Below are 14520 nucleotides of genomic sequence, written 5' to 3' on the forward strand. Positions count from 1 at the left end.
GGAAGGGGGCGGCTGTGCTCGCCCCCTGTCTGATAAACATCCAAAGGAGGAGCCAATGAAGCGCTGGCTTAGTTTAGGTTTATTGATGTCTGTAGCAGTATTTAGTGACGTGGGTGCGCAACCTTATTTGCCTAAGACCGATGATGAAGTCTTGGAAGTCCTGCCGGCCAGGGGTGAGAGTTGGCTGGAAGTTCGTTACTTGCGCAAGCAAGTCGCGGCTCAGCCCAATGACGTGGAACCGGCTTTAGCTTTAGTCAGGCGTTATATCGAATTGGGCCGCGCCGAATCTGACCCGCGTTATTTCGGCTACGCGGAAGCCGCTTTGACACCTTGGCTGGCGCTCGCGCAACCGAGTGCCGAGGTGCTAACTTTGCGAGCCACCTTGTTTCAAAATCGCCATGAATTTTCCTCGGCCTTGGCGTATTTGAACCGGGCCTTGGCTCTTCAGCCGCGCGTGGCGCAAGCTTGGTTGACCCGAGCCGCGATTTTGGAAGTGCAGGGTCAATACGCCGACGCGCTTAACAGTTGTTTACCGCTGCTGAAATTAGCCGAGCCACTGATCGGCCAAGTTTGCGTTAATTCGACGCTGAGCGTTTCCGGCCAGCTCGATGCGGCCTATCGTCAGTTGGCACAAGCAACAACAGCCGCGCAAAGCGCTGCACCGCCGGACAAACAATGGGCGTTGACGACACTGGCGGAAATGGCTGAGCGCATGGGTAATACTGATGCGGCCGAACACTATTACCAGCAAGCGCTGCAAGTGCAGCGCCGCAACGGTTATCTGTTGGCTACCTATACCGATTATTTATTGGACCGGAATCGTTTCCAAGACGTGGTGGAATTGTTAGCTAACGATACACGCGCCGACGGCTTGTTACTGCGTCTGACTTTAGCCGAAAAAGCATTACAGCTGCCAACTGCCACTGCGCACATCGACGCACTGTCAGCCCGGTTTGCCGCCAGCCGCATGCGCGGCGATACCAGTCATCAAGGCGACGAGGCGCGCTTTTTACTGCATCTGTTAAACCAGCCGGAACCGGCGTTGGCGCTGGCGCAAACCAATTGGGCCGTGCAGCGCGAGCCGCGCGACGCGCGCATATTGCTCGAAGCGGCGGTGGCCAGCGGCAGAACTCAACAAGCACTTCAGCCGTTACTGACATTTTTAGCACACTCCAAACTGCAGGATGCGCGGTTGCAAATCTTACTCGAACAGATTAGGGGCAGGGTATGAAAAGGCTGATAGTAACGATCTGGCTGCTGGTGGCGAGTTTTAACACCTTGGCTCATAAACCCAGCGATAGCTACTTGACTTTAAGTGCCGACGACCAGCAAATCACCGGGCAATGGGATATTGCCTTGCGCGACCTAGATTATGCTTTGGGCCTGGATGCAAACGACGACGGCAATATCACCTGGGCGGAATTGCGAAATAGTCGGGAAGTCGTTTATGCCTATGCGCTGAGTCGTTTGGAAATGACCAGGGGCAAACAAGTCTGCGTGCTGCAAGCGGCGGACTTACTGGTGGACGAACACAGCGACGGCCATTACGCGGTATTAAATTTTCAGGCCAGCTGCCCACCTGGCTCCGCGTCGTTGTCGATGTCTTACCGCTTATTTTTCGATCTCGACCCGCAGCATCGCGGGCTGTTAAGCCTTATCCACCAAGGCCTTACCGAAACATTCATCTTTAGCCCAGACCGCCAACAAAACTATTTTCCATTAAACAAGGATCAATCGTCTTGGCGGACACTGGCTGATTTTGCCTATGAAGGCATTTGGCACATCTGGATAGGCTTTGACCATATGCTATTTTTGCTAAGCCTGTTGTTGCCGGCGGCTTTAATCTGGAATAACGCTGAGTGGCAGCCAAAATCCGGCTTTAAGCCGGTATTTTTCGACGTGCTGGGCGTAGTCACAGCCTTTACGCTGGCGCATTCGCTGACCCTGAGTCTGACCGTGTTGCACTACATCTCACTGCCGTCTCGCTGGGTGGAGTCGGCTATCGCCGCTTCCGTGGTGTTGGCGGCGCTGAATAATATTTATCCGGTCTTGGTAAAACGCCGCACCTGGTTTGCCTTTGCTTTCGGCTTGATCCACGGCATGGGCATCGCCAGCGTGTTGCTGGACATGGGCTTGCCGGACACGCAGCGGATGTTACCGCTATTGGGCTTTAATTTGGGTGTGGAAGCTGGGCAGTTGGCGATTGTCGGCGTGGTTTTGCCTTTGATAGTCGGCTTTAGCCGCTACCGGTATTATCCGCTACTAGTGATGAAAACAGGTTCCGTTTCTATCGTTACCGTGGCATTGGTCTGGTTAGCGGAACGGAGTCTGGATTTTCAGATGAACATCTTTTGAATTACCCGGTCTTGCTTCAACCGAGTTAAAGTTGTTTTATTCAATATTCGGAGCGGATTTTTGAGGATATGACACGGCAGCCAGCGCTGTTTTTTCGATGTGAGCTATCAGCTCGACGATTTGCTGGTCCAGCATAAAGCGTAGTTCCCATTCCACCGCCAGATCGTCGGCCAGATTGTCGATACGATGATGATCGCTATAGCTTTGCTGTAGATCCGCTTGGTGCTTGGCAAGCTCGCTCCGGTTGCCGGCTTGTTCGCCTTGCAGAAGGCTTGCCGCATATTCCAGGGCGTTTGCCAGCTCGGCATCGAACGCCCGGCTGAGTTGTTGCAGTTCATCGGGAAAATGACTGAAGCGTTGGCCGCTGAGTAAGCGGTAACGCTTCCGGACTTGCAGCAAGCCGGATAAATGGCTGGCATTCTTGACAACTGCCCTCAGCGCGGCCCGTTCATGCACTTTCTCGGCCAAGCGCGCATCGGGTTCCAATACCGCGTGAGCCAACAAGTCTTGCGCGGCGGCCAGCTCTTTTTCCGCCGACAAACGCAGCGGTAAGGTGTAAGTCAGCAAGTGGCTGACATCGGGTAAGCGGCTGGTGAAATTCGCGAGGGTGCTTAACGCCGCTACGCCGTGGTGGCGGGCCAGTGCAATCGAGCGCCGCGGCCACAGCGCGTAATCGATAACGCCCATCACGATGAGTCCGAGCAAAATACCGATGACCCGGTCGCGCGGCAGATATAGGTCGGTGACTTGGCCAAAATCATGCAGTACAAACAGCGCAAACGAAAAACCAAGCTGCCGGCCCAGATAGGCGATGCGTTCGCTACCGGCGGTAATCCAGGCCGCCAACGCCCAGAATGGCGCTGTTGCAAACGCAAAGCCGACGATGGTATCGAGCTGAGATTGAAAGACCATTACATAAAAGTAAGCGCAGATCCCACCGACGGCAGCCCCCGACACCCGCAATAACGAAAGCCGATAGTCGGCGCCGAGACTGGTTTGTGCCGCGACCAGACAGGTGGGAATGGCGGTGTTGATGTCCGGCCAGCCCAGGCTTTCCACAATCAGCATGCACAGGATCGCGCCCAGGGAGAATTTGATGCCAAATTGCACGCTGTCGGCATGCGTTGCCCAAAATTCGTAAGCAAACCAGGCCGGCAGCCAGCTATGGTCCGGGTTGTCATCGGATTCAGCGTTGATATTTTTACTATCTGCGGCGGCTATCGGTTGATGCAAATCATGCGTCAAGCCGGCAATCCGTTGCAGAGCCCGCCACAGGGCGGTTAATAGCGAGGGATTGGTTTCCCGCGCATAGTTTTGCAATACATCGTCGCGTAACAAGCTTGTAATTTCCCCGGACACATCGCGCGATTCCGCCAGACCATACCGCAGTTGGGCGCAGGCGCTTTGTAAAGCCCGATAGACATGCAGTTTTTCCGGCGTCAGCGGCTGGGCTCTATATTCCGCGGCTAGTACCTGATTGAGCCAGTCCGCCAACTGCCGCAAACCGTCTATTTCCAGCAGCAGCGCCCGATAAGTCTGGTGGCGCTCGTGCAACGCCGGATGGATCAATTCGGCGTTGGCCAGCAATCCCAGCAACTTGCCGAGGCTGCCGGCAGCGGCGTGCAGGGCTGCTTCCGGCCTGGGGCTATACGCACCGGCATCGGCCAGACGCGCACTGAAAATGTATTCCACCGCCGCCAATTGTGTGGCGATCTCCGTTTTTAACAGTTTCAGCGGATCTTGGGGTTTGATGGTCAGATGCACCACCGTCCATGTTCCCAGCGCGAGTACGCCTATGATCGGGATGTTCCATAAAGCGTGATAAATATTTTCATCGGGCGTGCTGGGGCTGTACAGCACCGCCACCGAATACCATAAAGCAATGCCCGTGGGCCAGGCGATCAGGCGGGCGTGAAACAGGGACAAAGCCAATATAACGAACGACAGCGGCAGCAGTAACCAAGGGTCGTTACCAGCCAACATCAGCGCCAATACCGATACCAAGGTCGTGACGATCAAATAGCCGAGCTGGCGCATTCCAAACGCCAGGGATTGGCCGGCATTGGCGTAAGCGTCGTAGCTTAAGCAAATCAATATGGAAATTGCTCCCAAGGGTGGGATATGCAGGGTTTGGCTGACGAGCGCAATAGTTAGTGTGACGATGAACAAGCGCAGGGCGGCCACACGACGCGCCGGCGAGTCTTTGAGTTCTGCTTTGAGAAATTGCCCCAGGCTGTTGCCAAACCAAAGCCGGCCGGGTTTTGGCAGCGAGTTTGAACCAGGCCGGCTGTCGCCGCTGGTCATGACGGCGGCAGGGCTTTGCCGGCTCCCTCGGCACTTGCTTCCCGCACCGTGACAAACGCGGTCATGCCCATGCGTAGCGGATGGGCGGGGTCGCGCTCCGCGATCTCGATCCGCACCGGAAAACGCGAAGCCAGAATCACCCAGTTCAGCGTGCGCTCGACTTCCGGCAACACGCCTTGCTGCTTGATATTGTCCGGCGAATTGGCCCAGCCGATACCGGTGACCACGCCGCGATAGCGTTTGCCCGGATAAGCGAGTAGAAACACTTCGGCCTCCTGGCCGGGTTTAATCGAGCGCAAATAGGTTTCCTTAAAGTCGGCGATCACATACCAGTGGCGGTCGTCCACCAAGGCAAACATTTGCGCGCCGGCCTTGGCATATTCGCCTTCGCGGGTATTCAAATTAGTGACGTAAGCATTAAACGGCGCGCGCACATAACAGTATTCCAGATCGAGTTCGGCGGCGGTGACCATGGCTCTGGCCGCTTCGATGCGGGCGTTGACGTCGCCGACCTGGGCGATTAACGATACCGCCCGGCGGCTATCGCTTTTGGCTTCCTCTATGGCACTGCGAGCCGACAGCTCCTTAGCTTTCGCATCCGCCAACTCGGCGCGCGACGCCGCATAGCGCGAGCGCGCCTGTTTCAGCTGATCGGTGGTGACATATTGCTTATCCGCCAAGGGTTCCAGGCGCTCCAGATAGTTATGCAAATACTCGTCTTCCGCCTCGATTTTTTTCACTTCGGCGTTGGCGGCGGCACGCTGGTGTTCCAGGCGTTCGATGGCAATTTCGGCGGAACCGCTGGAAGCGCGCCGGGAATCGACATCTTTTTCCGCGAGCAGCAATTCAGCCTTGGCTTTGTCCAACCTGGCCTGATAAGGACGAGGGTCGATCACGTACAGCAAATCACCTTGTTTGACATACTGATTGTCTTCGACATGCAGTTCCACGATGCGGCCGCTGACTTCCGGGGCGATGCCGACGATGTTGGCCCGCACCATCGCGTCGTTGGTGCGTGGATTTTGATAGTTGATATGCCACACCGCAGAGCCGGTCGCCAACGCACCCAGCACGATGGCTATGCCTATGGCTCGGCCAAGCAATATCCGGTTTTTCAGGCTTAAGCCTCGGCTATCGTTTTGACTATTTTCCATCAGGCACCGCCGCTGTTACGCTGCATAAAACACCAGCCAGATGATAAAGGTGCATAAGGCCCACAGGCTGGGCGCGATCAGCAGCGGTGGCCCCAAATGGGGTGCTAGGCGGTAATGCACCAATTGCCACATCAACAGCATGCTGGCCGCCAGCCCGCTGAGGATGCAGATAATCCAGGCCGGCCAGAACGAACCTTCCAGGCTCAACATCGGATCGCAAGCGGTCAGGAAAATCGAGAGGCTCGCCAGTAAAAACGTTTTAAGGGAACCTCTAAACATTCCCTCGCCCTCCGGGAGAGGGCTAGGCTGAGGGGGGTAAGTAATTGATTTTAATTCCCTCATCCCAACCTTCTCCCGGGGGGAGAAGGAGTTTTAGAGGCCCACCTAAGTAATCGCCCAGTGATCATTGTGCGCTTCATCTCAAACGTATGAACATTTCGGTACTCGTTAGAATTCATCATCGACTTGTTCAATATGATCGCCGCGCGCGGTGATGACCGCTTCATGCAACCTCTGTAAATCCGCCTCCAGCTTAGAGATTTCCTCGGGTGCATAGTCGTCGAACAGGCGGCCGATATGGGTCAGATGCTCGGGGAAAGTTTGTTCGTAAACGGCGCGGCCCGCCTCGGTCAAGCGGATGATCTGGCTGCGGCCGTCTTTTTTTGAGGCCGACCTTTCCACCAGCCCCTTATCCTCCAAGCGGCTGACAACGCCGGTGAGCGTGCCTTTGGTAATCAGGGTTTCCTCGCCAAGTTTTTTGGGCTGCATGCCGGCGGTTTTGCCCAGCGTAATGATCACATCGTATTGCGGCAAGGTTAATTCGAGCCGGTGCACGTGCCTGGCCGCATAAGACAAAAAGGCCTGGTGGGTGCGGAGCAACTGGCGCAAAACTGTTGGAAATGTAGAGTCGGAGGACATAATGTAAAAATAATTGTTCTAATTAGAATTCGATAATAGCTATAAGCCTATTCACGCTCAAGAAAAACCTGGTGAATCGGTTGGCTGGTATTGGCTGTGTTGTAATAGAAATGCTGACTGGCCGGCATGAAAGGCGGTCATTTAATGATCATCCGACACTTCCGGATTTTGCTCGCCTGACACATAAACCAGCGTTGCGGCGGAGCGTAATAAAGTCGCCCGACTATCGATTTCGGTAAAGCGGGCACGCGCCAGATCTTTCTGCGCCGATAACAGCTCGATTACCGTCGAAAAGCCGTGTGTGTAAGACTCTTGGGTGGCGGCATAGGATTCCTCGGCGGCTTTTAAAAGCGCCAAGGCAAACTCGCGTTTTTCCAGCGCGGTTTTGGTGTCGGCGTAGGCTTTCCAGATGTCGCGCATGATTTCCAGACGCAATGCCTCCAGCTGGGCTTGGGACGCCGACCTTTTGGCCTCCGCTTCCCGTACGGCATTGCTGCGTTCAAAGCCGTCGAACAAGGTCCATTCCACGTTTAACATGGCTGTATCGACCATGGCGTTGGCTGAATAATTTTCGCCGCCCGATGGTTTGGTATGCACATTGCCCCAGTATTGATTACCCACCATGCCACGTAGCGACACTTTCGGCCAGAATTCCGCTCTGGCTTTTTTAACGTCCGCTTCGCGGGCACGCAATTCAGCAAGGCGCGCCAGTAAATCGGGGCGCTGCTCCAAGGCCTGATCGACAATTTTTTCCACCGATTGCGCCAGTTCCGCAGGCAACGGTAGCTTGTTCAGGTCAACCAGTTGCAGGCTGTAAGCCGGTGAAATCCCCAGGCTCGTCGTCAGATCGGCACGGGTCTGCGTGACCGAGCCGCGCGCATCTTGCAGGTCATAACTGGATTTTGCCTGCTCTTGCAGTGCCAGCAACAAGTCGGGTTTGGTTGCCAAGCCTTGTTTGAGTTTGGCTTGAACCGAGTCGGCGTTGGTTTTCGCCGACTCAAAAGTTTGCTGCGCCGCCGTCACCTTGGCCAAGGCGGCCTGATAAACAAAAAAACTGCTGGCCACCCGATAGGCAATTTCCTGGTGTTTACGGTCGAAGGCAAAATTAGCGGCGCTCAGCCTCTGTGTGCCGGCATCGACCAGCGCTTCCCGGCGGCCGAAATCGAATAAGGTCCATGCCAAATCCAGACTGGCGAGAGCCGCGTAACCGTTGCTGACCAGCGCGCTGCCGGGGATGGGAAAGCTACTGGTAAAATGCTGGCCGAATGCCATTGCCGTCAGGGTTGGATACCAGCTGCTGCGATTTCTTTCCAGGCGAGCGGCGGCCGCTTTTGCTTCTTCCCAGCTAACCCGGGTTTCCGGATGCGTGTGCAGGGCCAAATCCACCAAGGCCGGCAAATCGTAGGTTTGCTTGGTATCGATTCCGGCACCTTCAGTTGGAGAACTGGATGTATCCGGCGCTGGGGGGCGGTTTTGGGCTTGATAAGCGTGCCAGGACACAGCCGACCGGGCAGGGGTTGGCGTGGTATGTTCTGCAAGCGGTAGAGGTTTCGGCACGGTGCAGGCGGTCAACAATATCAATGCTGCAATCGTCCCGCTACGATAGGCTGGCACCAAATAGGGCAATGCTGCCGAAGTTATTAACCCGGCCCGTAAATATCGTCGCTCCCGCGAAGGCGGGAGTCCAGGGGCTATACTGGATTCCCTCCTTCTCGGGAATGACGAATCCAGGGAATTTAAGGGCCGGGTTAATAAAACAAATTTATTCAAGCTTTTATTGGGTAGTCGAATCACTCGAATTTGGAAAAAATCCCCTAGTCATTAATCTATTCTTCGGCCCCGAACTCTATCATTTATTCGGGGCCTGCGAGCAACAGTTGATTCATGCGGTGACTGTTTTATCCAGTCATCGCACGGCAAATTTCGGTTTTTTGATTCCCTCACCCGGAGGGCGTGGGAACGGATGTGCCGAAATTTGCAGTGTGGGAGATATATCTGGCCTTTAGATTAGGACAAAGCCGGTATCTTGCCGATGGGAGGTACAGTTTCAGCCGTCGGCCTGGGCAATTTGCCGTTGTCGTAGTGCCGTTTTGCCGGCTCGACAGCCTTGGGCGGCGCTATCATGCGGCCTTGCATCAACTCGTCGATCTGATATTTATCCAGGGTCTCCCAATCCAGTAAGGCTTGCGCCATGTTGTGCAGAATCTCCATATGAGCTTTGAGAATGGCCTCGGCGCGCCGGTAGTTATTCGCCAAGGTTTGTCTTATTTCATGATCAATCAGGCGCGCCATTTGCTCGGACATCGGTTTGGTCGAACCCATAAAGCCGCTGTCGTTGTCGCCGCAATCCATCGGGCCCAGACGATCGGATAAGCCCCATTTGGTGACCATATTGCGCGCCAATTGAGTAGCGCGTTGTATATCGTTGGAGGCGCCGGTGGTGACTTTGTTTTTGCCGTAAATTAAGGCTTCGGCAATCCGTCCGCCGAACAGGCTGGAAATCTGGCCCTCCAGTTTATCTTTGCAGGCACTGTATTGGTCGTGTTCCGGCAGAAACATGGTGATGCCCAGCGCGCCGCCGCGCGGCATGATACTGACTTTATAAACCGGGTCGTGCTCCGGCACCAAACGGCCAACGATGGCGTGGCCGGCTTCATGGTAAGCAGTCATTAACAAATCCTCGCGACTCATGATCATGGTGCGTTTCTCGGCGCCCATGATGGCTTTGTCACGGGCGCTGTCCAGGTCGTGCATCGTCACTTCCCGCTGATTGTTGCGGGCAGCGAATAGGGCGCCTTCGTTAATCAGATTGGCGAGTTCTGCGCCGGAGAAACCCGGTGTGCCGCGCGCCAGATCGGTGATGTTGACATCGTCGGCCAAGGGCACGCGGGTGGCGTGGACTTTGAGAATTTGCTCGCGGCCTTTAATGTCCGGCAAGCCGATCTGCACCTGGCGATCGAAGCGGCCCGGTCTTAGTAAAGCTTTGTCCAGTACATCGACGCGGTTGGTTGCCGCAATGACAATGATGCCTTCGTTGCCGCTAAAGCCGTCCATTTCCACCAATAATTGGTTAAGGGTTTGTTCGCGTTCTTCGCCGCCACCGATATTGCCGCCGCTGCTGCGCTGGCGGCCGACCGCGTCGATTTCGTCGATGAAGATAATGCAGGGCGCGCGTTTTTTAGCTTGTTCAAACATATCGCGCACCCTGGAGGCGCCCACGCCGACAAACATTTCCACAAAGTCGGAACCCGAGATCGAGAAGAACGGCACTCCGGCCTCTCCGGCAATGGCCCGCGCCAATAACGTTTTACCGGTACCGGGAGGCCCCACCATCAACACGCCGCGCGGAATTTTACCGCCCAAGGCTTCGTATTTGCCCGGATCTTTCAGGAAGTCGACCATTTCAGCGACGTCCTGTTTGGCTTCCTCGGCACCGGCCACATCGTTGAAACGCACCTTGACCTGATCTTCGGTCATTAATTTGGCCCGGCTTTTACCAAAGCCGTTTTGCGCGCCGGCACCCTGTTGCTGCTTACGCATGAAATAGATTAATACCCCGATCAACAGCAAGGTGGGAGCCCAAGAGAATAAGAGTTGCGTTAGGGTTGACTGGGTTTCGGGTCTTTCGACTTTGATCTTGACGTCATACTCCAATAGATCGTCTATGATCCGCGCATCGCCAGGATTGTATGTGGCAAAGCGCGTGCCGTTATGGCGGCGGCCATCGATAGATTTGCCGTCTATCACCACTTCGGCCACGGACTTGCTGCGCACATCCTTGATGAAATCGGAATAGGAAATGTCGTTTTGCGAGTTGTAAGCAGATAGCCTGGGATTGAATGCCGCGAATATTGCGATAGCGATTCCAATCGTTACGGACAGGGCGATTAAGAGCTTTTTCATGATTGCGATCTCCTGTTTAGGATGCAAGGTTCAAGTGATACGCTTGGGCAAGACTTGGGTTTGTGCACGGACGTTTTCCACATCAAGCCAGGCGAGAAGAGCGCACTGGTTCGACATAAGAAAATCAGCAATTTTTGCGCCATTAATTCGATATAAAAAGACCCGCATCACCGCTTCGCCAGTTGGCGAACAAGTTAACTGTCGCGTTTTTCTTTTCGGAGGTAAGAAAACGCTTGGAACATAGGTCCAAGGCCGGCACACGCGCATCAAATGTGCCGGTGTTATCGACAATGCAGGTCGTAAAAGGGAGTATTTACACAAGGCTTGGACCCTGTAATGTTCAAGCCTTATGTCCAATATGCACACAAAACGCCCCTATTTTGTGCGCCGATGCGGTCCGTTGATACATAGCTCAACCGGTCTGTGTTTACGGCTTAATGGCTGGAAACATAAAGATTGTGCATTTCCTCGTAGCGGCTCAAAGCTTCTTTCAACGATTCGCCGGCCAACTGCAAATCGCCGCCGCGCGCTGCTTTCCATGCGGTATTCAGACGTTTGCCGGCATGTTGGCGTTTGACTTCGAGATCGTTGTTCTCGATGTCTTTTTGCTGTTGTTTGGCATTGCTGACCAGCTCGGTTACGGTTTCCTTGTCCGCGCCGTTTTCCACTGCGGAGATGGACGCTTTGACTTTGGAAATGGTGCTTTCCAGGGCGGCTCTTACTTCTTCGTGGCTAAAAGTGGCCGCGGAGACAGGAAAACACAGCGCACTGATAAAGGTGATTGCTACGAAGAAAGATATGGATTTTTTAAATGACGTCATGATGTTAGCCTCAGTAAACAAGAAAAAATAAATCGATAGAGCGTTGGGCTGCGGCACTTCAGGATCAAAACGAACTTTTGTTTCGAGAGCTTCGTTTCAATTGTTAGTGTGGGTAAAGTCTATCAGATTATGGTTCTTATTAGAACTTAAATTGTTTTCATCAGAACTACTTGTGTGTTTTTCATCACACTTTTTAATTGAATATGCATAATCGTAACGGTGAGAATTGGTACGAAGGCACGTGCTGGATTGAATTGATCGCCAGCAATTCCGTGATTTATTGGTAAGCTAAGGGGATAACTATTCTTATAACCACGCCTCGGAGAAAATAATGACCACGCTACTAAAAATTGCTGCCGCCACTTTGTTAAGTTTGAGCGGCACTGCTGCGCATGCGTATGGCAGCAGTCAGAGTTCGCAGCACTGCGATAAACCGGTGTTTTCGGAGTTTCAACCGGCAACCAATAAATACCTGCAATCGTTTAGCGAGTTTTCGTTGATGGCTTCCGCCAACACCACGCCGACTTCGGTTGTGGTTAATGTCAGTGCCGGCGAAACCAAATATCATTTCACCTCTAAACAACTGCAAATTACTCAACAACCCAGCGGCCGCTTGGAGATAAAGGGCAAAGTGGATAGACCTATAGAAGGTGGTTTCGCGCGGTTGAGCATTACCGCACACAGCAAACCCGGTTGTGAAAAAACCGACGGCTATTTGATTCGCATTCATTGATCGCTTAAATCTCGGTTTTCACCCGAGGTTTTTTCCTATCTGGGCCCCTGTGCTAATAAACTGCAAGGGGCCGCAAGACCTCCAGGTTTGCATAGTTAGAAAGCCTTTTGAATGCAACCAGGTTCTCCGCATGATTGCTTTCTAAAAATATTCGCAAAACTTTTCGGTTTGCCTGGTCTATTTTTAACTTGGCCCTCAAATATCGTCGCTCCCGCACAGGCGGGAGTCCATTCCTACATGGGATTCGCTGGCGGGAATGCCTCAGCGCCTTAACCCTTCAAGACTTCCATAATCGCCAAACTCAACCATGGACGAGCATCCGGCAAGACTCGGTATCTGGTCTATAGTTGCGATTAAGCGGCAGATACAGTGCTGGGACGTTAGACGCGCTCAGAGTAACGCCCCATCCTGGGCCAGCCACGATCCGGACTATCGGTTCTTTCCCGGTTGCCGCGCGGTAATTTTCGGAACGGCTAGATAGAGTTAAGCGCACTTCAAGAGATTAATAAGGTGATAAAAATGATTACAAAGCCTGGGTTTTATCTGTTTCCGATGCTGTTTTGGGCATCCGCCGCCGCTGCCGATTACAAAACCGATATTGGTTATCAAGCCTTGCTAATTCAATTGGGTGCAAACGTACCGACCGGTGACGGTGTCAATGTGGTGCACGCCGAAGCGTCAGTAGTCGAATCGAGAGATCACCCTGATTATCCCATCTACGCGCCGGATATTCTTAAAGCTCAATTTGCCGGTAAGACGTTCAGTTTTCCGGGAAAAAAAGCCAGTACCTCGCCATCGGCACATGCTGACAGCGTCGGTGCCAGATTTTACGGTAAGGATTCTATTGCTAACGGCATAGACAATATCGCCAGTTATGATGCCAACGCCTGGATCGAAAGTCTGATTAGTCCAACCGCGTTGGCTCCCGTCAACGCCAGCCGGGTTGCGAACCATAGCTGGATAGGCAAAGGCGACAGCGTGTCGGAAACGGCGATGATTTTGCGCTTTGTGGACCGGCAAGTGCAGCGCAACGAATTCATCCAGGTGGTCGGTATGAATAATGGCCTTAGCGATTCGCCCTTATTGGGTAGCGCTTACAACACGATTGCGGTGGGCCGTACGGATGGCAGACAAGATAGAGGGTCCGATGCGGTGGATTCCTTATATACAGCGGGACGGGCGCGTCCTGATGTAGTGGCACCGCAAACCACCACCAGTGGAGCCACTCCCATAGTAGCCGCTGCTGCCGCGTTATTGGTCGAGACCGGCCACAAGGGCGCGGCCAATCTATCGCAGGGATATATTGATATTGAAGGCGTCGGAACGGTTTATAACGCCGAGCGCGGCGAAACCGTTAAAGCCGCGTTGCTGGCGGGTGCCGACAGAGCGACGCAGAATACTTCAACTACAGACAATATCGTCGATTACCGCAGCAGCGGGCATCAAACCCTGAATGGCCTGGACGATAGATTCGGCGCCGGCCAACTGAATATTTTGCATAGTTACCAAATCATCGCCGGCGGCGAACAAGATAGCCTGGAAGATGGCGGCAACCCGAACGGCATCGGCTTGGCCGGCTTTGATGTCGATACTGAATTCGGCGGCTTGGCTAGCAATAGTCTGGCGACGTATAAGTTCGCCGCCGCAGCGGATTTGAATTTGCAGGCGTCTTTGGTATGGAATCTTGGGGTATCGAACGACCTCAATCTGACAACCACCTTACACGATCTGAATCTGGAGTTGTTCGATGCCACGGCGCAAAACATCGCCGCATTCTCGGCAAGCAGTGTCGACAACAGCGAGAACCTGTGGCTTAGTTTGGTCACCGGTCACCACTACGAATTGCGGGTCAAGTCCGGCGAAGCCAGTTCGTTCAGTTGGGATTACGCATTGGCCTGGCATATGAGTCCGCTGCAATCCGCCCCGGTACCCTTACCGGGCGCGTTTTACTTGTTCTTTTCCGCACTAGGCGGGCTTGGCTGGGTGGTTCGCCGCAAACGATGAAACACTGAAGCTTGCTGATTTAAGGAATCGCTGCACAAGCATACTTCATCAACACTTCAATTCACCTACCACGAGCGCAAGCAAACGCTTTGGCATCCGCCGTTGCGCTCGACCTCTTCCGCTTGCTTCAGCTAAACCAAAAATGTCCGTAATCCCCATTGAGATAGCCAAAGGGCATAATAGCGGGCATGACGTCTAACTGAAGATTCTTGCCAATCAGGTTTTTTATATCCAGGATAAGTTGCGGCAAATAACTTTGTGCATGAGTTATTTCACGGAAAATCCCGCCGCATTACCGCCCGTCATGTACGTATGGTTCTGTATTTAA

At 53.7% G+C, this 14520-nt stretch carries 11 protein-coding genes; 4 read left to right on the forward strand and 7 right to left on the reverse strand.

What is annotated here, in order from left to right:
* The first annotated feature begins 55 nt into the window (after positions 1-55).
* Complete coding sequence (locus NP589_RS03815) at positions 56-1231, forward strand: tetratricopeptide repeat protein (protein WP_256605783.1); 1176 nt, start codon at positions 56-58, stop codon at positions 1229-1231.
* On the forward strand, positions 1228-2355 hold the full coding sequence (locus NP589_RS03820; protein WP_256605784.1) for a HupE/UreJ family protein: 1128 nt from the start codon (positions 1228-1230) through the stop codon (positions 2353-2355). The genes NP589_RS03815 and NP589_RS03820 overlap by 4 nt, the downstream gene beginning before the upstream one ends.
* Positions 2356-2391: 36 nt before the next feature.
* Here NP589_RS03820 and NP589_RS03825 read toward each other — a convergent pair whose 3' ends face one another.
* The 7 genes from NP589_RS03825 to NP589_RS03855 all read right to left on the reverse strand — a co-directional run bounded on the left by NP589_RS03825 (position 2392) and on the right by NP589_RS03855 (position 11455).
* Positions 2392-4659, reverse strand: a complete 2268-nt coding sequence (locus tag NP589_RS03825) for an FUSC family protein (RefSeq protein WP_256605785.1) — start codon at positions 4657-4659, stop codon at positions 2392-2394.
* Positions 4656-5813, reverse strand: coding sequence for an HlyD family secretion protein (locus NP589_RS03830; RefSeq protein ID WP_256605786.1), 1158 nt, complete (start codon positions 5811-5813; stop codon positions 4656-4658). The genes NP589_RS03825 and NP589_RS03830 overlap by 4 nt, the downstream gene beginning before the upstream one ends.
* Positions 5814-5828: 15 nt before the next feature.
* Positions 5829-6092 (reverse strand): YtcA family lipoprotein, encoded by a 264-nt coding sequence (locus NP589_RS03835; RefSeq protein ID WP_064035306.1) that lies wholly within the window; start codon positions 6090-6092, stop codon positions 5829-5831.
* A 168-nt stretch (positions 6093-6260) separates the two neighbouring features.
* Entirely contained in the window at positions 6261-6731 is a 471-nt protein-coding gene (locus NP589_RS03840; RefSeq protein ID WP_256605787.1) for a MarR family winged helix-turn-helix transcriptional regulator, read from the reverse strand.
* Positions 6732-6872: 141 nt separating this feature from the next.
* Entirely contained in the window at positions 6873-8357 is a 1485-nt protein-coding gene (locus tag NP589_RS03845; RefSeq protein WP_256605788.1) for a TolC family protein, read from the reverse strand.
* 381 nt (positions 8358-8738) lie between these two features.
* A complete protein-coding gene (gene ftsH / locus NP589_RS03850) occupies positions 8739-10634 on the reverse strand; it encodes an ATP-dependent zinc metalloprotease FtsH (RefSeq protein ID WP_256605789.1) in 1896 nt (631 codons plus the stop codon).
* Positions 10635-11068: 434 nt separating this feature from the next.
* A complete protein-coding gene (locus NP589_RS03855) occupies positions 11069-11455 on the reverse strand; it encodes a hypothetical protein (RefSeq protein WP_256605790.1) in 387 nt (128 codons plus the stop codon).
* Positions 11456-11786: 331 nt separating this feature from the next.
* Here NP589_RS03855 and NP589_RS03860 point away from each other — a divergent pair, with 331 nt between their 5' ends.
* Together NP589_RS03860 and NP589_RS03865 are read left to right on the forward strand one after the other, a co-directional pair.
* Entirely contained in the window at positions 11787-12188 is a 402-nt protein-coding gene (locus NP589_RS03860) for a hypothetical protein (RefSeq protein ID WP_064007427.1), read from the forward strand.
* Between the two features lie 519 nt (positions 12189-12707).
* Positions 12708-14192: a hypothetical protein gene (locus tag NP589_RS03865; protein ID WP_256605791.1), complete on the forward strand. Its 1485-nt coding sequence runs from the start codon at positions 12708-12710 to the stop codon at positions 14190-14192.
* Positions 14193-14520 lie beyond the last annotated feature (328 nt).

The sequence above is a fragment of the Methylomonas rosea genome (assembly GCF_024505055.1).
Classification (GTDB): Bacteria; Pseudomonadota; Gammaproteobacteria; order Methylococcales; family Methylomonadaceae; genus Methylomonas; species Methylomonas rosea.